The following is an 18,377-nucleotide window of genomic DNA, read 5'->3' as shown; positions in this document are numbered from 1 at the left end:
ATGCTAACCGCAATCAACTCATGAGTGAAACGAACGACGCCCGCGCTCACTCCCGCAGCGTGGCGAGGAATGCGACGCGATCGCCGCGATAGAGCGAGCGGACCCGCTCGATCGGCACACCCGCTGTGTCCAGGGAGATCCGGTTCAGCAACAGCATCGGCATCGCGGTCGTCGAGTCGAGCAGGGCGGCCTCGCGCGGCGACGCCAGCACCGTCTCGATCCGTTCGGTGGCCGAGTCGAAGGTCACCCCTGTGGCGCGGATCGCGGCGTACAACGAGGTGCCCGGGTCGAACGTCCGTGCCATCGAGGCGAATCGGCAGGCAGGCAGGTACGTACTCTCGAGCCCGATCTTCTGCCCGTCCGCGAGCAGCACCCGCTCGAGATGGATCACGGCGGCCCCCGCGGACAGCCCGAGGTCGGCGGCGAGCTCGGAATCGGCCCGCTCGTTCGTGAAGGTGACCAACTCCCGGCCGGGCACCCGGCCCTGGCTGACCGCGCCCTCTGTGTACGAACAGAGCGAGAGCGGCTGGGTGAGCTTGGGGCTGGCGACGACGGTGCCGCGGCCGCGACGCTGGATCCTGCCCTCCACCAGCAGCTCGTGCACTGCCTGGCGCACCGTCTCCCTGGACACCTCGAAGCGCACCGCGAGGTCACGCTCCGCGGGCACGGGATCGCCCTCGTCGAGATCGTCGATGATGGTCGCCAGTTCGGTGCGCACCCGGTAGTACTTGGGCGCAGACTCCCCCACCTCGCCCGATCCGATCCCCTTGTCTTTCATGCAGGTCAGCGTACCTCAAATTGGTCTATACCAATTGTTCATCCGGCGTTCTCCCCACCATCACCAGATGGTCTAGACCAAAATGCATGCTCTCGCCATGCGAATTCTGATTGTGGGCGGAGGCATCCTCGGCACGGCCCACGCCGACGAGGCGATCCGCCGCGGACACGACGTGGTCCAGCTCGAGCGCGAGACCGAGGCCCGCGGCGCGACCGTGCGCAACTTCGGCCTGGTGTGGGTCTCCGGCCGCGCCGAACACGAGCTCGACGCGGCCCTGCGCTCGCGCCGACTGTGGGAGGACCTCGCCGCCCGCGTCCCGGCGATCGGGTTCCGCGCGGCCGGCTCGATGACGCTGCTGCGCACTCCCGCGGAGGTCGCGGTCGCCGAGGAGGCGATGGCCCGCCCCGACGCCGAGGCCCGCGGCTTCGCGCTGCTCGACCCCGAGCAGGTGCTCGCCGTCAACCCCGCCCTCCGGGGAGAGTTCCTCGCCGGGCTGCACTGCGGCCGCGACGGCGCCGTCGAGTCCCGCGTGGCCCTGCCCGCGATCCGCCGCCACCTCGAGGAGAGCGGCCGCTACACCTTCCACGCAGACACCGAGGCCCGCGAGGTGACCTCCGACGGTGCAGGCGTGCACATCCGCGACGACCACGGGCGCGTGTTCGGCGCCGACCTGGCCATCGTCTGCCCCGGCGCGACGCTCGGCGGCCTGGCCAGGGACCTGGCCGGGGAGCTGCCCCTGCGCCGGGTCCGGCTGCAGATGATGCAGACCGCCCCGCTCGGGGAGGAGCTGACCACGGCCATCGCCGACGGCGACAGCCTGCGGTACTACCCGGGTTTCGCGGGCGGCGCCCTCGAGAACCTCAGAACCGTCCAGCCGCAGTCCCCGACCGCGGAGGCGCACCGCATGCAGTTGCTCTGTGTGCAGCGCCTGCACGGCGGACTGACCATCGGCGACACCCACGAGTACGACGAGCCGTTCGACTTCGACGTCGACGAGGCGCCGTACGAGCACCTGACCGGGGTCGTCGAGGAGCTGCTCGGCCGCAGGCTGCCCGCGATCGTCAAGCGCTGGGCGGGCGTCTACAGCCAGTGCCTCGACCCCGGCGAGCTCGTGCACCGCGGCAGCCCCGCGGACAACGTCTGGGTGGTGGCCGGCCCCGGCGGTCGCGGCATGACCCTCGGCCCCGCCCTCGCCGAACAGACCGCCGACCAGCTCGGCCTCTGAATCACCGACTCATCCATCGCCCCAGGAGAAATCGTGACCGCCACCCCCATCGAACTCGCCGTGCTCGACATGGCCGGCACCACCGTCTCCGACGACGGACTGGTGCTGCGGGCCTTCGCCGCGGCGGCCGACGCCGCCGGCCTGCCCCCCGAGGGCGCCGAGGCCGACGACGCGCGCCGGTACGTCCTCGACACCATGGGTCAGTCCAAGATCGTCGTCTTCCGCGCGCTGTTCGGGGACGAGGACCGCGCCCAGGCCGCCAACATCGCCTTCGAGTCCGCCTACGACCGGCTGATCGAGGAGGGCAACGCCGAGCCGATCCCCGGTGCGGCGGAGTCGATCACCGCGCTGCGCGAGGCCGGGATCAAGGTCGCACTGACCACCGGGTTCAGCCGCGGCACGCAGGACAAGCTGCTCTCCGCGCTCGGCTGGCAGACCATCGCCGACCTCACCCTGTCCCCCGCCGAGGCCGGCCGCGGTCGGCCCTACCCGGACCTGATCCTCACCGCGCTGCTGCGCCTGCGGGTCGATGACGTGAAATGCGTTGCCGTGCTGGGCGACACGTCCAACGACGTGACCAGCGGGCTGCGCTCGGGCGCGTCCATCGTCGCGGGCACGCTCACCGGCGCGCACGACGAGGACCAGCTCCGCGCGGCGGGCGCCACCCACGTCGTGCCCTCGGTGCGCGAGTTCGCCCGGCTTCTCCTGAATCCCTAGCACCCCTCACCCACAGTTAGGAATCCGTCATGCGCATCCGCCCCAGCCTGGCCGCAGCCGCCCTGGCCGCGACCCTGCTCACCTTGACCACCGCCTGCGGTGGCACCGGCACCGCCGCGAGCTCCGACACCGAGACCGTCACCGTCTACAGCGCCAACGGCCTCAGCAACTGGTACAAGGCCCGGTTCGACGAGTTCACCAAGGAGACCGGCGTCGCCGTGAACCTGGTCGAGGCCGGCTCCGGCGAGGTCGTCTCCCGCGTCGAGAAGGAGCAGTCCAACCCGCAGGCCGATATCGTCGTCACGCTGCCGCCGTTCATCCAGAAGGCCGACGCGCAGGGTCTGCTCCAGCCAAGCGGCATCGACACCTCCGCGGTCCCCACCGAGGAGAAGGACCCGGCGGGCAAGTACGTCCCGGTCGTCAACAACTACCTCAACTTCATCGCCAACCCTGGCGCGAACCCGGCCCCCGCGACCTGGGACGACCTCCTCGGCGAGCAGTTCAAGGGCAAGCTGCAGTACTCCACCCCCGGCCAGGCAGGCGACGGCACCGCGGTGCTGCTGCTGCTCCAGCACCTCAAAGGCAAGGAAGGCGCGCTCGACTACCTGAACAAGTTGCAGGCCAACAACGTCGGACCGTCCTCGTCCACCGGCAAGCTGCAGCCCAAGGTCAGCAACGGTGAGCTGCTGGTCGCGAACGGCGACGTGCAGATGAACCTCGCGTCCATCGCGGACGACGGCTCCGAGTTCAACGTCTTCTTCCCCGCCGAGGCGAACGGTGCCCGCACCACCGTGGCGCTGCCCTACGTGATGGGACTGGCCAAGGGCGCCCCGCAGTCCGAGCAGGCCAAGAAGCTGATGGAGTACCTGCTCTCGGAGAAGGCGCAGCAGACCGTCGGACCCGACGCGTTGGGCGTCTCGGTCCGCAAGGACGTGCGCGAGTCCGCGACCGTCGACGTCAATGACAAGTCCACCCCGGCGGGCCTGCTGAACGGCGTCACCGTCTGGACCCCGAACTGGAACACCGTGATCACCGAGCTCGACGCCGACGTCGCGGCCTACCAGAAGGCCACCGGGAGCTGACATGAGGAAGATCAACACCGGGCTGGCCCGGCCGAGGATCGGATCGGCTCCCACGCGAACCGCCGACACCGGAATCCTCGGGGCCACCGACTACTCCGCGCCCGCCATCACCTTCGACCGCGTCAACGTGGCCTACGGGCGGGGCTCGAGCGCCACCCGGGCGTTGATCGATTTCAACCTGCGGGTGTCCCCGGGGGAGACCGTGGCTCTCCTGGGGCCCAGCGGGTCCGGCAAGTCCACCGCGCTCAAGGCACTGGCCGGCTTCACCCGGCCGGTCTCGGGCTCGGTCCGGCTGGCGGGCAGGGACATCACCGACCTGCCGCCGGCCAAGCGCGGCATCGGGGTGGTCGTGCAGTCGTATGCACTGTTCCCGCACATGCGGGTCTCGGAGAACGTCGCCTTCGGACTGCGCTCGCACCGGGTGCCCCGCGCGGAAATCGGCACGCGGGTCGCCGAGGCGCTGGAGATGGTGGGCATGTCCGCCTTCGGCAAGCGACTGCCCCGCGAACTGTCGGGCGGGCAGCAACAGCGGGTCGCCATCGCGCGCGCCCTTGCGATCCGACCGAAGGTCCTGCTGCTCGACGAGCCGCTGGCCGCGCTCGACGCCCAGCTCCGGCAGAGCATGCTGGCCGAGCTGCAGCAGCTGCGGGCGGCCCTGCCGGACACCGCGATGCTCTACGTGACCCACGACCAGAGCGAGGCCCTGGCGCTCGCCGACCGGATCGCCGTGATGCGCGACGCCCGGCTCGTCGACGTCGACACCGCGGAGAACCTCTGGAAGCGGCCGCCGAGCAGCTTCACCGCGGCCTTCCTCGGCGGCGCGAACCTGCTGCCCTGCACCGTGACCCGGGTGATCGGCACCTCGGCCCTGGTGTCGGTCGGCGGCACGCCGGTCACCGCGCACGCCCCACTGCCGGACATCAGCCCGACCGAGTGGGAGTCCGACGCCGGGGCCCTGCTCTGCCTGCGCCCGCACGCGATCACCCTCACCTCGCCCACCGAGCGCGGCGCGCTCCCCGGCCGGGTCACCGCGAGCGTCTGGCGCGGCTCGACCACCAGGCTCACCGTCGCGCTCGCCGCCCTGCCCGACGCCCTGCTCGAGGTGGACGTGACCGGGCACGACGAGCGGCCCGCCGGAACCGCTGTTGGCGTTCGCTTCCCGGACCAGGGCGCGGTGCTCGTCCCCGCACCGGGGCCGGCGTCATGACCGCCGTCCTCGGACGGGTCCACCTCGATCCCCCGCCGGTCCGGCCAGAGCGGAGCCGGTGGCGGCCGGTGGCCTGGGCGCTGCCGCCACTGCTGCTGGTGCTCGGCTTCGCCGTCTACCCGATGGCCCGGGTGTTGGCCGAGTCCACCGTCACCGACGACGGCAGAGGGCTGTCCACCTGGACAGAGGTGCTCGCGTCCGCGCAGTTCCGAAACGCGTTGTGGCGCACCATCGAGATCGCCGCGTTGTCCACACTCGGATGCCTGGCGCTGGGCACCTTCCTCGCGCTGGTACTCGCCTTCGTTCCATTCCCCGGCTCGAAGGTGGTCGGCCGACTGATCGACACCATCCTGTCGCTGCCCTCGTTCCTCATCACGCTGGCGTTCACGTTCCTGTACGGAACCGCGGGCGCGGTCAACGCCCTCATCGCCCAGCTCACCGGCGCCGACAGCGGGCCGCTGAACTTCCTGAACACCCCGCTCGGTGTGATCGCCGCGGAGATCACCTTCTTCACCCCGTTCGTGGTGCGGCCCCTGCTGGCCGCGTTCACCCAGATGCCCCGCGAACAGCTCGACGTCGCGGCGAGCCTCGGTGCCTCCCCGTGGCGGGTGCTGCGGACCGTCGTGATGCCGGAGTCCTGGCCCGCGCTGATGGCGGGCGGCTCGCTGGTACTGCTGTTGACGCTCAACGAGTTCGGCATCGTGCTGTTCACCGGGGCCAAGGACGTCGTGACGCTGCCGGTGCTGATCTACACCCGCGGCATCGTGACCTTCGACCTGCCGGGCGCCGCGGTGATCGCGAGCGTCCAGGTGGTGCTGTCGCTGTCGCTGTACTGCGGCTACCGATTCCTGTTCAACCGACTGCTTGGAGGCCGCCGTGCTGCTGTGGACCACACGCGCTAGGGCGTTGACCCTTGCCCTCTTCGGCGTCGTGGTGGTCGTGGTGTTCGTCGCCCCCATCGCCACCGTCGTCGCCGCCGCCCTCGCCGGGGCCTGGACCGGGCCGCTGCCGTCGAACCTCGGCCCGAAGAACCTCTCCGCCGCCCTCTCCGAGGAGAACCTGGCGAGCCTCACGGTCAGCCTGCAGACCGCGTTCATCGCGGGCGCGCTGGCGCTGTTCGTCGGCACCTGGGCGGCGCTCGCGGCCCGCGAGGCGCCCGTCTGGCTGCGCAAGACCACCGACGCGGTCTTCCACCTGCCGATCGCGGTGCCGTCGGTGGCGATCGGCCTCGGGCTGCTGATCGCGTTCAACGCCGAGCCGCTGCTGCTCGGCGGCACCAAGTGGATCGTGATCCTCGCGCACACCGTGCTGGTGCTCGCGTTTGCGTTCAGTTCGGTCTCCGCCGCGCTGGACCGGCTCGACCCCGCCTACCGCCAGGCCGCCGAGTCGCTCGGCGCCGGACCGACGCGGGTACTGCTGCGGATCACCCTGCCGCTGCTCCTGCCCGCGCTCGGCGCGGCCGCGGGCCTGGCGATCGCGCTGTCGATGGGTGAGCTCGGCGCGACCATCATGGTCTACCCGGCCACCTGGAAGACGCTGCCGGTGACCATCTTCGGTCTCACCGACCGCGGCCAGGTGTTCCTCGCGGCCGCCGACACCACCCTGCTGATGGCCGTCACCCTGGTCGCCCTGCTGGTGGTCGGGCGCATCCGCAGGCGATAGGCGCTGACGCGCCCGTGCGTGGTTGACGAGTCCCTGGACTCGTCAACCACGCACGGGCGGCAGAGCCGCCTACTTCTGGCGCAGGAGGTAGCGCTGCACCTTGCCGCTGGGGGTCTTCGGCAGCGACGGCACGAAGTGCACGGTCCGCGGGTAGGCGTGCGCGGCGAACTTCTTCTTGACCAGCGTCTGCAGCTCGGCCTCGAGCTCGCCGGTGCCCAGGGCGCCGTCTCGGAGCACCACGAAGGCCTCGAGCACCTCGCCGCGCAGCTCGTCGGGCATGCCGACCACGGCCGCCTCGATCACGTGCTCGTGCATCACCAGGACGCTCTCCACGTCGAAGGGCCCGATGCGGTAGCCGGCCATGATGATCACGTCGTCGTCGCGCGAGGAGAAGAAGAAGTGGCCGTCCTCGTCGGTCTTGCCCGCGTCGCCGGTGATGTACCAGCGGCCGTCCGCGCTGAAGCGCTGCGCGGTCTTCTCGGGCGCGTCGACGTAGCCGGTGAACCACATCAGCGGGCTGGCCTCGGCGTCGATGGCGACGCGACCGGGGGTACCGGCGGGCGCGATCTCGTCCGCCTCGTCGAGCAGCACCGCGCAGCTCCAGCCCGGCAGCGGCCGGCCCATCGAGCCGGGCCGCACGTCCTCGCGCAGGCCGTCCGCCCACGCGTTGACGATGAACATGCCGTGCTCGGTCTGCCCGTAGTGATCGCGCACCTCGACGCCGAGGGCGCTCTGGGACCAGGCCACGACGTCGGGGGTGAGCGGCTCGCCCGCCGAGGACGCGCGGCGCAGCGACAGCCCCTCGGGCACCGGCGTGGTGTCGGCGCGCAGGCTGCGGTAGACGGTCGGCGCGGCCGCGAAATTGGTGACACCGAACTTCTCGATGATCTGCCAGGTGAGCGGCGCGGAGAAGCCCGAGTGCAGCAGCAGGCTGCGGGTGCCCGCCACGAGCGGGCCCAGCAGCGCGTAGTACAGCCCGTAGGCCCAGCCGGGGTCCGCGGCGTTCCAGAACACGTCGTCGCTGCGGACGTCGAGGCCGAACTCCTGATAGGCGTGGAACGAGGCCAGCGCGCGCACCGGCACCGGCACGCCCTTGGGGGTGCCGGTGGTGCCGCTGGTGAACAGCTGCACCATCGGGCCGTTGCCGCCGACCGCGACCGCGGCGCCTGCCGGGTCCTCGGCGGTGTGCGCCGCGAGCAGGTCGTCGAATCGCAGCTGGTCCGCGGACTCGGGCTCCCCCGCCGCGACGATGACCCGCCAGGACGCGTCGGCCGGGATGTCCTCGCCGGGCGCGAGCTTGGCGAGCTGGTTCTGATCGGACACCACGAACTTGGCGCCGCTGGAGCCGAGCCTGAACGCGATGGCCGGGGACGCGAACGCGGTGAACAGCGGCACGTGCACAGCGCCGCGACGCCAGATGCCGAGCAACGCGATGACCAGCTCCGCGGACTTGCCCATCAACGTCGCCACGCAGTCGCCCGGCTCGACGCCGAGCTCGGCCAGCGCGGCCGCGAACTTGGTCGATTCCGCCCGCAGCTCGCCGTAGCTCAGGTTGCGCGAGGTCAGATCGCCCTCGATCACCGTGAACGCGACATCGGTGTCGGGGTGCCGGTCACACAGCAGGTCCGCGGCGCAGGCCTGCGGCGTGTCGTACTGCTCCAGCAGCTCGCGCACCCGCGAGGTGGCATCGGTGCCCATGGTTTGCTCCTTCAACAGCGGTCCGGCAGACGCCGAACTCCTCCATGGCCCTATGATCTAGCTCACAAACAACACGCACCACCCCCGGAAAGGGGTAGCCCATGCTCTCCCGCACCCCACCCCTGCTGCGGCCCCGCGACGGCGACGCCCTGCGCGCCGAACTGCGCGCGGTCGCGGCACGGGCGAACGTGCCAGTGCTGTTCGGCGGCGAGGTCTCCGCGAGTACGTTGCACCTGACCGAGTTCTTCGGGACCAGGACCAACGGGCTCAAGGGCCTGGTGATCCCGCCGAACTCGGGTCTGGGTGGACGGGTGGTCCTGCAGCGGCAGCCGGTCTCGATCCCCGACTACGGCAGCGCGATGTCGATCACGCATCACTACGACCGGCCGGTCCTCGGCGAGGGCATCCGCTCGGTGCTCGCGGTCCCCGTCCTTGTCGACGGCGCCTCGCGCGCGGTGCTCTACGCCGCGGTCCGGGAATCCATGCCGATCGGCGACCGCACCGCCGAGATCCTGGTGCAGGCGGGCCGCAGGCTCAGCACCGAGCTCGCCATCCGCGACGAGGTGGACCGCCGCCTGCAGATGCTCGGGGTGCTCGACAGCAACCGGGGCAACGCGAGCGGGGCGGTGGCCGAGGGCATCCGCGACGCCCATGCCGAACTGCGCGGGCTCGCCCAATCGGTGCCCGAGGGCCCGCTCCGAGGGCGGCTGCGCGCGGTGTCCGACAAGTTGGCTGCGCTGGTCAACGACGAGACAGAGACCGGTGACGCCTCGGTCACGCTGTCGCCCCGGGAACTGGACGTGCTCGCCCACATCGCCCTCGGCTGCACCAACAACGAAGTGGCGCATCGGCTCTCACTCCAGCCCGAGACGGTCAAGAGCTATCTGCGTGCCGCGATGGGCAAGCTCGACGCCCACTCGCGCCACGAGGCGGTGGTCACCGCCAGGAGGTTGGGTCTGCTTCCGTAAGCACCGCGGCCGGCCAGGCCGCCCTCACCGAGGGGATGCGCAGTGACGAAACCACCAGCCGCCGTGAACGAATCGAAGGACGAACCGACCCTCAAGCGGGTGATGGGCCCGTGGTTGCTGCTGCTGTTCATCGTCGGCGACATCCTCGGCACCGGTATCTACGCCCTGACCGGGCAGGTGGCCAACGATGTCGGCGGCGTGGTGTGGCTGCCCTTCCTGGTCGCCTTCGTGGTCGCGCTGATCACCGCGTTCAGCTACCTCGAACTGGTCACCAAGTACCCCCAGGCCGCAGGCGCCGCGCTGTACACCCACAAGGCCTTCGGCATCCAGTTCTTCACCTTCATGGTGACGTTCGCGGTGATGTGCTCCGGGATCACCTCCGCCGCGACCGCCTCGCGGGCGTTCGCCGCCAACTTCGCCGAGGCCTTCGACCTGGACGTGCGGACCGGTATCGGGATCACGCTGATCGGCATCGTCTTCATGATCGCGGTGGCGGCGGTCAACTTCCGGGGCGTCGGCGAGTCCGTCAAGCTGAACGTGCTACTGACCTGCATCGAGCTGTCCGGGCTGCTGATCATCATCTTCATCGGCATGTGGGCGCTCGGCATCGGCGAGGGCGATTTCTCGCGGGCGGCGACCTTCGACACCGGCGACCGGTCCGCTCTTGGCGGCGTCATCGCGGCCACCACCCTCGCCTTCTACGCGATGGTCGGCTTCGAGGACTCGGTGAACATGGCCGAGGAGTGCAAGGAGCCCAGCCGGATCTTCCCCAAGGTCCTGCTCATCGGCCTCGTCTCGACCGGCATCATCTACGTGCTGGTGTCGGTCACGGCGATCGCCCTTGTCCCCGCAGACGATCTCGGCGAGGGCGACACCCCGCTGCTCAAGGTCGTGCAGGCGGGCGCGCCGGGCTTCCCGATCGGGATCTTCGCGTTCATCACCATGTTCGCGGTCGCCAACTCCGCGCTGATCAACATGCTGATGGCGAGCCGACTGCTGTACGGCATGAGCCGCCAGCACGTGCTGCCGCCGCAGCTCGGTAGGGTGCACCGCACCCGACGGACCCCGTACATCGCGATCGGGTTCACCACGCTGCTGGCGCTTGGACTGATCACGATCGTCGGCGAGGTGCCCCAGCTCGGCGGCACCACCGCCCTGCTGCTGCTGTGCGTGTTCACCGTCGTGAACATCGCCGTCCTGGTGCTGCGCAAGGACACCGTGGACCACAAGCACTTCCGCGCGCCGACCGTGCTGCCGATCATCGGCGCGATCAGCTGCGCGTTCCTGGCCACGCCGCTCACCGACCGCGATCCCGCGCAGTACAAGATCGCGGGCGTGCTGCTGGCGATCGGCGTGGTGCTGTGGTTCGTCAACAACCTGGCCAACAAGAAACTGGGCGTGAAGGCCGAGCTGCACCCCGAGTTCCTCGGCGAGGAGGGCGTGCCGCCCGGACCGATGAACTGAGCGGACGCGAGGACTGAATCTAGAACAAGTTCTACCTTTCCTGGCATACTCCGATCGACCGTCCGACGCCGATCCCAGGGGTGCCATGTCCGCGAATCCGTCCACCGACGACCTGCTGGCCCTCGCGCGCTCCTCCCCCACGGCGGTCGCCGTGCACGACAAGGCCGCGTGGCTCGGCCTGTTCGCGCGCCAGCACATCATCGAGGACCCGGTCGGCGGTCGCCCCGTGCTGGGCGGCCTGTACGACCGGAAGTCGGGCCGACGCGGCGGCGACCCGCTGGCCCGGTTCTGGGACACCTTCATCGCGCCCAACGACATCAGCTTCGACATCGAGCACGAGGACATCGTCGACGGCCTGCACGTGGTCCGCGACGTGACCATCGAGACCCGGCTCTCGGCCGGGGTCGTGGCCAGGGCGCCGATGCACCTGCTCTACGAGGCCACCCTCGACGACGGCGAGCCGCGGATCCGCCGCATCGCCGCGCACTGGGAGGTGACGCCGATGTTCGCGCAGGTCGCAGGCGTCAGCCCCGAGCGGCTGACGGTCGCCGGCTCGATGAGCGCACGGATGCTGCGCCTGCAGGGCCTCGGCGGCACGCTCGCGTTCGGCAAGGCCGCGCTGAGCGTGGGCAAGAAGGGCAAGGACGCGGTCCGGCGACTGATCGACTCCGCGCAGCGCGGCGACGCGCCGGCGCTGAAGATGCTCGGCGGCAACGCGATCACCGACCTGACCAAGGTCATCGCCGCGGGCGACGCGGTCACCGCCACCGGGACCGTGGACGGCGCGCACGCGGTGCTGTTCGCCTACCTGGACCGCAAGACCCACACCGTCAGCGAGTGCAAGGTGTACCGCGCGGCCTGATCGTGTCCGGGTGATACTTCTCGGATGCCGCACCGCATCGCCGACCCCGTTCGCTTCGAACCGGTCCAGGACCCCCGACCGTCCGATCAGCGGTGGCCGGCGATGACGTGGCCGGTCCCGGCCGGTACCGAACTCGTCGGGACGTCGGTCCGGCTGACGCCGCTCGACCCGGACACGGACGCGCCCGAGCTGTTCCGCGCCCTTGACCACGACCGCGTCTGGGCACACGTGCCCTGGCGACCGTCGGACCCCGAGCAGTTCGCGGATTTCCTCCGCGAGCGGTGTACGCAACCGGAGTGGCAGCCGTGGACCGTACGCACGGTCGGCCCGTGCGGAGAACTCCCCGCGGGCGCCGTCATCGGCATCAGCTCCTATCTGGATGTCGCGGTTCGTGACGCCCGGCTCGAGATCGGGATGACGCTCTACACCCCCGACGTCTGGAGCAGCGCCGTCAACCCCGAGGCGAAGTCTCTCCTGCTGCGTTACGCCTTCGAGGAGCTGGGGGTTGGGCGCGTCCAGCTCAAGACCGATGTGCGTAACGTCCGCTCCCAGCAGGCCATCGCCCGGCTCGGCGCCACCTACGAGGGGACGCTGCGCCGCAGTTTCCGGCGCGAGGACGGCACCGTCCGGGACAGCGTCCTGTTCTCGATCATCGCCGAGGACTGGCCCGACGTGCGGGCCCGGCTCGCGGCGCGACTCGACCGGGCGGGGTCGCCGGCCTGACCCCGCCTACGCCAGGCCGGATCCCTTCCGCGAGCGCAGAAGCCGCCGCCACCGCCCGGCACGCCGACGCCGGAACAACTCGTCGGCCATCGGTTCGTCCACCGCAAGGATCCGCACCTCCCCCTCCTGCCCGCACCACGACTCACCGAGGTGCCGAACGGAGACGCACACCCCGGTCTGCACGTCGAGGCGGATCACCGTGTCCGCATTGGGAACCCAGGTCATCTGATCGAGCGATTCCGAGCCGCTGAGCAGGGCACAACAGTCGCAGCGCGGTTCGTAGTCGGGCGTAGGCCGAACCCGCGCCTCCCAGGCCGAGCGCCCGTGGTGGGTGACCTCGCGGACATCGCCGATCTCGACCCCGACGGACAACTCGACGGGGTCGAGCAGGGCGACCCAGAAGTAGTCGGAGTGAAACGGCGGGTCGTAGTCGATGGTGGTGTCCTCCGGCCGCTCCGATACCAGCCCGTTGTCACCACAGGTTGGATCTACGTCCGTTGGCCACACTCGGGCGATGGGAACGCCCATGCCGCTGCTCGAGTACCCCACCCGTCCGAACGGCGGGGCCTCGGACTGGATGTGCGCGACCTGGCCCTTCGATTCCACCCGCAGCCGATCCGGCCGCGCGATCCACGCATGCTCGACCGTCCCCGAGCGATCGACCTCGAACTCGAGTGTCGACCACCGCCACGGTGATGACCTGGCGAGCGCACGAAAGTCGGTGACTGCGGGCATCATCGCCCCCTCAGTAGCCCTCGGGCAACGCCGTGAACATGTCCCGGGTCACGGCCACCGCGTTGTCGGAGCTGCCGCCCCTGACCACCAGCGTCGCGAACGCGATGTCGCCGCGGTACCCGACGAACCACGCGTGCGAGCCGCCGTCGACCTCGGCCTCACCGGTCTTGCCGTAGATCTCGCCCTGGTCGGCGATCCGGGTGGCGGTACCGCTGGTGACCACGTCGCGCATCATCCCGCGCAGGCCCTCGACCATCTCCGGGCTGATCGGTGGGTGGGCGCCCTCGATCTTGGTCTCCTCCCCCGAGATCAGCGTCGGCACGGGCGTCGACCCGTTCGCGATCGTCGCCGCCGCCAGCGCCATCCCGAAGGTGCTCACGACGACCTTGCCCTGGCCGAAACCGTCCTCGGTGCGCTGCACCAGTTCCGGTGCGGGCGGGACGGATCCGGAATCCGTCGGCAGGCCCGGCACGTCGTAGTCGGGCCCGATGCCGTAGCGCGCGGCTGCCACCGTCAGGGCGTCGGGCGCCATCTCGCTGGCCAGCTTGGCGAAGGTGGTGTTGCACGAGCGCGCGAACGCGGTGCTCATCGGCACCGTGCCCAACGCGAACTCGTTGTAGTTGGGCACCGACCGTTCCCCGATGACGATCCGTCCCGGGCAGCCGACGGGGGTACCGGGCTGGGCGAGGCCGTTGTCGATCGCCGCGCCCGCGGTGACGATCTTGAAGGTGGAGCCGGGCGGGTACAGGCCCGTCGTCGCGACCGGGCCGTCCCTGTCGGCGGCCTTGTTCTGCGCGACCGCGAGGATCGCACCGGTGGACGGCTGCAGCACCACCATCATCGCCTGCTCGGCCCTGGCGTTGACCGCGTTCTGCGCGGCCACCTGGATGGGCCGGTCCAGGCTCACGGAGAAAGACGGCGCCGGTTGGGGTTTGGTCTCGGTGAGCACATCGATGTCCACGCCGTTCTTGTTGACGGTGACCACGCTCCAGCCGGCCTTGCCGTCCACCTCGTCGATGACCCGCTTCTTGACCTGACCGATCAGGTCGGGGGCGAAGTCGCGATCGGTGGAGACCAGGTCCGCCTCCTCGGTGACCGAGACCCCGGACACCCCGCTCAGGGCGGCGGCAACCGCGTCGTAGTCCTCCTGCCGCAGGCTCGCCACCAGATAGGCGCCGCTGACCGAGGTCGCCGACTCCACGATGGACTGCGGGGTGAGCGTCGAGTCGAACGGCTCCAGCGCTGACGCCAGCGCGGTCGCGGCCGCGGTGGGGTTGGCGGACTCCTTGGCGTTGAACTTGATCCGCTGGATGGTGCCCGGCACCAGCACGTCCGAGCCTGCCCGCTCGTTGACGCGGGCCCGTGGCGCCGGGGTGGCCCGCAGCGTCATCGTCTGGGTGTCGCCGAGCTTCGGGTGCAGGTCGGTGGCGTTCCAGCGGACCGCCCACTCGCCGTTGCGCCTGCCCATCTGCAGGTCGCCGGTGTAGGTCCACACCCGGTCCTTGGGCAGATGCCATTCGTAGGTGTAGCCGACGGTCGCGGTGTCGCCGTCCACCCGGACCGAATCGGTCGTCGCGGTGAGGGATTCGGCCTGCAGCCCCTCCCAGGCGGCGTCGAGCGCGGAGCGGGCGTCCGCAGGCCGGTCGGACAGCGCGGCGGCCCGCTCGGTGTCCCGATCGGCGACGGCGTCGAGGAACTCCTGCGCGGCCGGTTCGGGGCCGTCCGGCTTCGGGGTGCACGCGACCGCGCCGAGTACGAGCGCGCCCGTGACGACGAGCGAGGAGAGGATGCGGGGTGCGGCGGTGGAGATCATCGCCTGCCATCGTAGGTGGGCTCACGGCCGAGACCGGGAAGGCACCCGCACCGTGCGCGCTTTTCACCCCGACCGGGGTACCACTCGCGCGCGGGCGGCGAAGCCGCTAGTCCAGCAGGACCGTCGAGAAGGTGCCGACCTGGGTGAACCCGATGCGCTGGTAGGTCCGCCGCGCCTGGTGGTTGAAGCTGTTCACGTAGAGGCTCGCGGTGCGGCCGGACGCCACCACCGCCGCCGCCACCGCGGCGGTCCCGGCCGCGCCGAGACCGTGGCCCCGGTACTGCGGGTGCACCCACACGCCCTGGATCTGGCCGACCTGCGCGGACATCGAGCCGACCTCCGCCTTGAAGGTCACCTCCTCGCCGTCGAACCTGGCCCAGGCCCGACCCGCGGCGATCAGGCCCGCGACCCGCCGCCGGTAGCCGCGGCCACCGTCGTTGGAGCGCGGGTCGACCCCGACCTCCTCGATGAACATCGCGACCGCGGCCGTGAGGTACGGCTCGAGCTGATCCATCCGCACCGGACGCACGTAGGGATCCGGCGCGACGACGGGCGGCGCCGAGAGCGCGAGCAGCGGCTGCTCGGCGCGCACCTCGCGCGCCGGACCCCAGTCGGTCTCGAGCATCTCCCACAGCGGCAGCGCCAGCTCGCTGCGGCCGACCACCGACGAACACATCCGCGGTCCCCGGCACGCCCGGTCCGCGAAGGCCCGCAGGTCGTCGAGGTCGCCGCGCAGCGGAACCATGTTCGCGCCCGAGAAGCACAGCGATTCGGCCGGGCCGCCCCTGCTCCAGAGCTCGCCATTGATCGCTCGCGGGTCGATCCCTAGGTCCTGGATCCGCGCCGCGACCATGCACGAGGCGATCGGGTCGGCGTCCAGCACGCGCAGCACGTGCACCCTGTCGCGCGCACCGAGCTGCCTGGCGCCGAGCAGTTTGAGCACCGAGTCACCCCCGCGTCGGGTCGTCGGGATTCGAATTGTCTGGTGTTCCCACGATACGTGCGAGTTTCAGCTGACGGTAACGACCGGGGAACCCGATGCAGATTGGTCCTCGCCGAACTCCTCGGCGATCCGCATCGCCTCCTCGATCAACGTTTCCACGATCATCGCCTCGGGCACCGTCTTGATGACCTTGCCCTTGACGAAGATCTGGCCCTTCCCGTTGCCGGACGCGACGCCGAGGTCGGCCTCGCGGGCCTCACCGGGACCGTTGACGACACAGCCCATCACGGCCACCCGCAGCGGGATCTCCATGCCCTCGAGGCCGGCGGTCACCTGCTCGGCGAGCGTGTAGACGTCCACCTGGGCGCGCCCGCAGGACGGGCAGGACACGATCTCCAGCTTGCGCGGACGCAGGTTGAGCGACTGCAGGATCTGCGTGCCGACCTTGATCTCCTCGGCGGGCGGCGCGGACAGCGAGACGCGGATGGTGTCGCCGATGCCCTCCGAGAGCAACGCACCGAACGCGACCGCGGACTTGATGGTGCCCTGGAACGCGGGGCCCGCCTCGGTCACGCCGAGGTGCAGCGGGTAGTCGCACTGCGCGGCGAGCTGGCGGTAGGCCTCGACCATGATCACCGGGTCGTTGTGCTTGACCGAGATCTTGATGTCGCCGAAGCCGTGCTCCTCGAACAGGCCCGCCTCCCACAGCGCCGACTCGACGAGCGCCTCCGGGGTGGCCTTGCCGTACTTCTGCATCAGGCGCGGGTCGAGCGAACCGGCGTTGACGCCGATCCGGATCGGGATGCCCGCGTCGCCCGCGGCCTTGGCCACCTCGGCGACCCGACCGTCGAACTCCTTGATGTTGCCGGGGTTCACCCGCACCGCCGCGCACCCGGCGTCGATGGCGGCGAAGATATACCGCGGCTGGAAGTGGATGTCCGCGATGACCGGGATCTGGCTCTTCTTCGCGATCGTCGCCAGCGCGTCGGCGTCCTCCTGGCGGGGGCATGCCACCCGCACGATGTCGCAGCCGGACGCGGTGAGCTCGGCGATCTGCTGGAGGGTGGCGTTGACGTCGTGCGTCTTGGTGGTGCACATCGACTGCACCGACACCGGGAAGTCGCTGCCGACCCCGACCGATCCGACCTGGAGCTGTCGGGTCTTGCGGCGCGGCGCGAGGACGGCGGCCGGGCCTTCGGGCATGCCCAATCCGACGGGGCTGGTCACGTGGATGCCTTCTTTCGTAGCGTCAGGACAAGTTTAGCGAGCACTAGAAGATCTTGATCGGGTTGACGATGTCCGCGGTCAGCGTGAGCAGCATGTACGCGCCGCCCAACGCGATGACCACGTAGGTGATCGGCATCAGCTTCATGTAGTTGACGGGTCCGCCCGCGGGCAGGCCGCGGCGCGCGCGGATCGAGTCGCGGATCTTCTCGTAGATGGTCACCGCCATGTGCCCGCCGTCGAGCGGCAGCAGCGGCAGCAGGTTGAAGATGCCGAGGAAGAAGTTCAGCGTCGCCAGCAACCCGATGAACAGGTCGATGTAACCGCGTTCGGCCATCTGGCCGCCGATGACGGAGGCGCCGACGACGCTGATCGGGGTCTCGATGTCGCGTTCGCCGCCGGTGACGGCGGTCCACAGGTCCGCGACCTTCGACGGCATCTGGACCAGGGCATCGACGCTGCGGACGAAGACATCGCCGGTGTAGACGAAACTGCCCGGGATGGCGGAGAGCGCCGAGTACTCGAGGAACGTCGGCGGCGCCTTGATGCCGATCGCGCCGACGTCGCGGGAGACGGGCGGCAGCGGGTTGCTGTTCGTGGAGTCGGGGTTGTTGACCCAGCGCTGCGCCTGCTGCACCTGCACGTCGACCACCTGGGTCTGACCGTCACGGTCGACGGTGAACTCCGCGGTGCCCGAGAGCGGCTGCGTGGCCTTGACGACGTCACCGAAGGTCGAGGTCGGCGTCCCGTTGACCGCGACGACCACGTCGCCGGGCAGGATGCCCGCCTGCTGCGCGGGCCCCTCGCCGGTGCAGTCCGCAAGCGCGTAGTCGCCGTCCTTGCCGCTCTGGGTCGGCGCCACGCAGGTGACGCCCTCGACGACGGCCCTGGTCTCGGTGTTCGGCAGCCCCCAGCCGACGGCCTGGATGTAGACGAGCACGAAGCCGAAGATGAAGTTCATCGCGATGCCGCCGGACATGACGACCAGTCGCTTCCACGTCTTCTGCTTGTACATCGCCCGGTCGATCTCGTCGGGCGCGAGCTCGTCGTGCTGGGTCATGCCCGCGATGTCGCAGAAGCCACCGGCGGGGATCGCCTTGAGTCCGTACTCCGTCTCGCCGCGGCGGAAGGAGAAGACCTTCGGCCCGAAGCCGATGTAGTAGCGGCGGACCTTCATCCCCAGCGCACGGGCGGTCCACATGTGGCCGGCCTCGTGCAGAGCGATGGAGACCGTGATGCCCAACGCGAACAGCACCACACCTATGACGAACACCAT

Annotated in this window: 17 protein-coding genes; 10 read left to right on the top strand and 7 right to left on the bottom strand. The window is 70.3% G+C overall.

What is annotated here, in order from left to right; all coding sequences use genetic code 11:
• Window positions 1-46: 46 nt before the first annotated feature.
• Window positions 47-778, bottom strand: a complete 732-nt coding sequence (locus JOE46_RS01440; protein WP_209925998.1) for a GntR family transcriptional regulator — start codon at window positions 776-778, stop codon at window positions 47-49.
• Between the two features lie 97 nt (window positions 779-875).
• On the opposite strand from JOE46_RS01440, the gene JOE46_RS01435 reads away from it, so the two are divergent.
• From JOE46_RS01435 to JOE46_RS01410, 6 genes are read left to right on the top strand one after another with little or no spacing between them, the layout of a single operon-like run.
• Window positions 876-2,003 (top strand): TIGR03364 family FAD-dependent oxidoreductase, encoded by a 1,128-nt coding sequence (locus JOE46_RS01435; protein WP_209925995.1) that lies wholly within the window; start codon window positions 876-878, stop codon window positions 2,001-2,003.
• A gap of 33 nt (window positions 2,004-2,036) precedes the next feature.
• Entirely contained in the window at window positions 2,037-2,720 is a 684-nt protein-coding gene (locus JOE46_RS01430) for a phosphonatase-like hydrolase (protein ID WP_209925993.1), read from the top strand.
• Between the two features lie 29 nt (window positions 2,721-2,749).
• Entirely contained in the window at window positions 2,750-3,802 is a 1,053-nt protein-coding gene (locus JOE46_RS01425; protein WP_209925991.1) for a 2-aminoethylphosphonate ABC transporter substrate-binding protein, read from the top strand.
• 1 nt (window position 3,803) lies between these two features.
• Window positions 3,804-5,009, top strand: a complete 1,206-nt coding sequence (locus JOE46_RS01420; RefSeq protein ID WP_097212715.1) for an ABC transporter ATP-binding protein — start codon at window positions 3,804-3,806, stop codon at window positions 5,007-5,009.
• Entirely contained in the window at window positions 5,006-5,911 is a 906-nt protein-coding gene (locus tag JOE46_RS01415) for a 2-aminoethylphosphonate ABC transporter permease subunit (protein ID WP_097212714.1), read from the top strand. Before JOE46_RS01420 ends, JOE46_RS01415 begins: the two co-directional genes overlap by 4 nt.
• The gene (locus JOE46_RS01410; RefSeq protein ID WP_097212802.1) at window positions 5,886-6,671 is read left to right on the top strand and encodes an ABC transporter permease; all 786 of its coding nucleotides are present in this window, start codon (window positions 5,886-5,888) and stop codon (window positions 6,669-6,671) included. The genes JOE46_RS01415 and JOE46_RS01410 overlap by 26 nt, the downstream gene beginning before the upstream one ends.
• Window positions 6,672-6,740: 69 nt before the next feature.
• Here JOE46_RS01410 and JOE46_RS01405 read toward each other — a convergent pair whose 3' ends face one another.
• Window positions 6,741-8,369 carry an AMP-binding protein gene (locus JOE46_RS01405; RefSeq protein ID WP_209925989.1) on the bottom strand — a complete coding sequence of 543 codons (1,629 nt, stop codon included), beginning with the start codon at window positions 8,367-8,369 and terminating at the stop codon, window positions 6,741-6,743.
• A 101-nt stretch (window positions 8,370-8,470) separates the two neighbouring features.
• Between JOE46_RS01405 and JOE46_RS01400 the strand changes: the two genes are divergently transcribed.
• From JOE46_RS01400 to JOE46_RS01385, 4 genes are all read left to right on the top strand, one after another.
• On the top strand, window positions 8,471-9,337 hold the full coding sequence (locus tag JOE46_RS01400) for a LuxR C-terminal-related transcriptional regulator (protein WP_097212712.1): 867 nt from the start codon (window positions 8,471-8,473) through the stop codon (window positions 9,335-9,337).
• 102 nt (window positions 9,338-9,439) lie between these two features.
• Window positions 9,440-10,801 carry an APC family permease gene (locus JOE46_RS01395; protein ID WP_097212801.1) on the top strand — a complete coding sequence of 454 codons (1,362 nt, stop codon included), beginning with the start codon at window positions 9,440-9,442 and terminating at the stop codon, window positions 10,799-10,801.
• An 85-nt stretch (window positions 10,802-10,886) separates the two neighbouring features.
• Window positions 10,887-11,663, top strand: a complete 777-nt coding sequence (locus tag JOE46_RS01390) for a transporter (RefSeq protein WP_097212711.1) — start codon at window positions 10,887-10,889, stop codon at window positions 11,661-11,663.
• Between the two features lie 24 nt (window positions 11,664-11,687).
• Window positions 11,688-12,386 (top strand): GNAT family N-acetyltransferase, encoded by a 699-nt coding sequence (locus JOE46_RS01385; RefSeq protein WP_209925987.1) that lies wholly within the window; start codon window positions 11,688-11,690, stop codon window positions 12,384-12,386.
• A 6-nt stretch (window positions 12,387-12,392) separates the two neighbouring features.
• Here the strand turns inward: JOE46_RS01385 and JOE46_RS01380 are convergent, their stop codons facing one another.
• From JOE46_RS01380 to JOE46_RS01360, 5 genes are all read right to left on the bottom strand, one after another.
• Window positions 12,393-13,121 carry a hypothetical protein gene (locus JOE46_RS01380; protein ID WP_209925985.1) on the bottom strand — a complete coding sequence of 243 codons (729 nt, stop codon included), beginning with the start codon at window positions 13,119-13,121 and terminating at the stop codon, window positions 12,393-12,395.
• Between the two features lie 10 nt (window positions 13,122-13,131).
• Window positions 13,132-14,934: a penicillin-binding transpeptidase domain-containing protein gene (locus JOE46_RS01375; protein ID WP_097212708.1), complete on the bottom strand. Its 1,803-nt coding sequence runs from the start codon at window positions 14,932-14,934 to the stop codon at window positions 13,132-13,134.
• Window positions 14,935-15,040: 106 nt separating this feature from the next.
• Window positions 15,041-15,877, bottom strand: coding sequence for a GNAT family N-acetyltransferase (locus JOE46_RS01370; protein ID WP_097212707.1), 837 nt, complete (start codon window positions 15,875-15,877; stop codon window positions 15,041-15,043).
• Between the two features lie 66 nt (window positions 15,878-15,943).
• Window positions 15,944-17,104: a flavodoxin-dependent (E)-4-hydroxy-3-methylbut-2-enyl-diphosphate synthase gene (ispG, locus tag JOE46_RS01365; RefSeq protein WP_027499323.1), complete on the bottom strand. Its 1,161-nt coding sequence runs from the start codon at window positions 17,102-17,104 to the stop codon at window positions 15,944-15,946.
• Window positions 17,105-17,147: 43 nt separating this feature from the next.
• A complete protein-coding gene (locus tag JOE46_RS01360; protein WP_209925983.1) occupies window positions 17,148-18,377 on the bottom strand; it encodes an RIP metalloprotease in 1,230 nt (409 codons plus the stop codon).

Origin of the sequence: Rhodococcus sp. PvR099, assembly GCF_017833315.1 — a bacterium.
In the GTDB taxonomy this organism is placed as follows: Bacteria; Actinomycetota; Actinomycetes; order Mycobacteriales; family Mycobacteriaceae; genus Rhodococcus_G; species Rhodococcus_G oryzae.
Note: the sequence above shows the minus strand (reverse complement) of the source record. Positions and strands in the feature narration are given on the sequence as shown.

Excerpts from the sequence above, each read along its gene's own strand:
- JOE46_RS01440 (WP_209925998.1), bottom strand. The coding sequence starts at position 778 with ATGAAAGACAAGGGGATCGGATCGGGCGAGGTGGGGGAGTCTGCGCCC.
- JOE46_RS01435 (WP_209925995.1), top strand. The coding sequence starts at position 876 with ATGCGAATTCTGATTGTGGGCGGAGGCATCCTCGGCACGGCCCACGCC.
- JOE46_RS01425 (WP_209925991.1), top strand. The coding sequence starts at position 2,750 with ATGCGCATCCGCCCCAGCCTGGCCGCAGCCGCCCTGGCCGCGACCCTG.
- JOE46_RS01420 (WP_097212715.1), top strand. The coding sequence starts at position 3,804 with ATGAGGAAGATCAACACCGGGCTGGCCCGGCCGAGGATCGGATCGGCT.
- JOE46_RS01415 (WP_097212714.1), top strand. The coding sequence starts at position 5,006 with ATGACCGCCGTCCTCGGACGGGTCCACCTCGATCCCCCGCCGGTCCGG.
- JOE46_RS01405 (WP_209925989.1), bottom strand. The coding sequence starts at position 8,369 with ATGGGCACCGATGCCACCTCGCGGGTGCGCGAGCTGCTGGAGCAGTAC.
- JOE46_RS01400 (WP_097212712.1), top strand. The coding sequence starts at position 8,471 with ATGCTCTCCCGCACCCCACCCCTGCTGCGGCCCCGCGACGGCGACGCC.
- JOE46_RS01395 (WP_097212801.1), top strand. The coding sequence starts at position 9,440 with ATGGGCCCGTGGTTGCTGCTGCTGTTCATCGTCGGCGACATCCTCGGC.
- JOE46_RS01390 (WP_097212711.1), top strand. The coding sequence starts at position 10,887 with ATGTCCGCGAATCCGTCCACCGACGACCTGCTGGCCCTCGCGCGCTCC.
- JOE46_RS01385 (WP_209925987.1), top strand. The coding sequence starts at position 11,688 with ATGCCGCACCGCATCGCCGACCCCGTTCGCTTCGAACCGGTCCAGGAC.
- JOE46_RS01380 (WP_209925985.1), bottom strand. The coding sequence starts at position 13,121 with ATGCCCGCAGTCACCGACTTTCGTGCGCTCGCCAGGTCATCACCGTGG.
- JOE46_RS01375 (WP_097212708.1), bottom strand. The coding sequence starts at position 14,934 with ATGATCTCCACCGCCGCACCCCGCATCCTCTCCTCGCTCGTCGTCACG.
- JOE46_RS01360 (WP_209925983.1), bottom strand. The coding sequence starts at position 18,377 with ATGGTGTTCGTCATAGGTGTGGTGCTGTTCGCGTTGGGCATCACGGTC.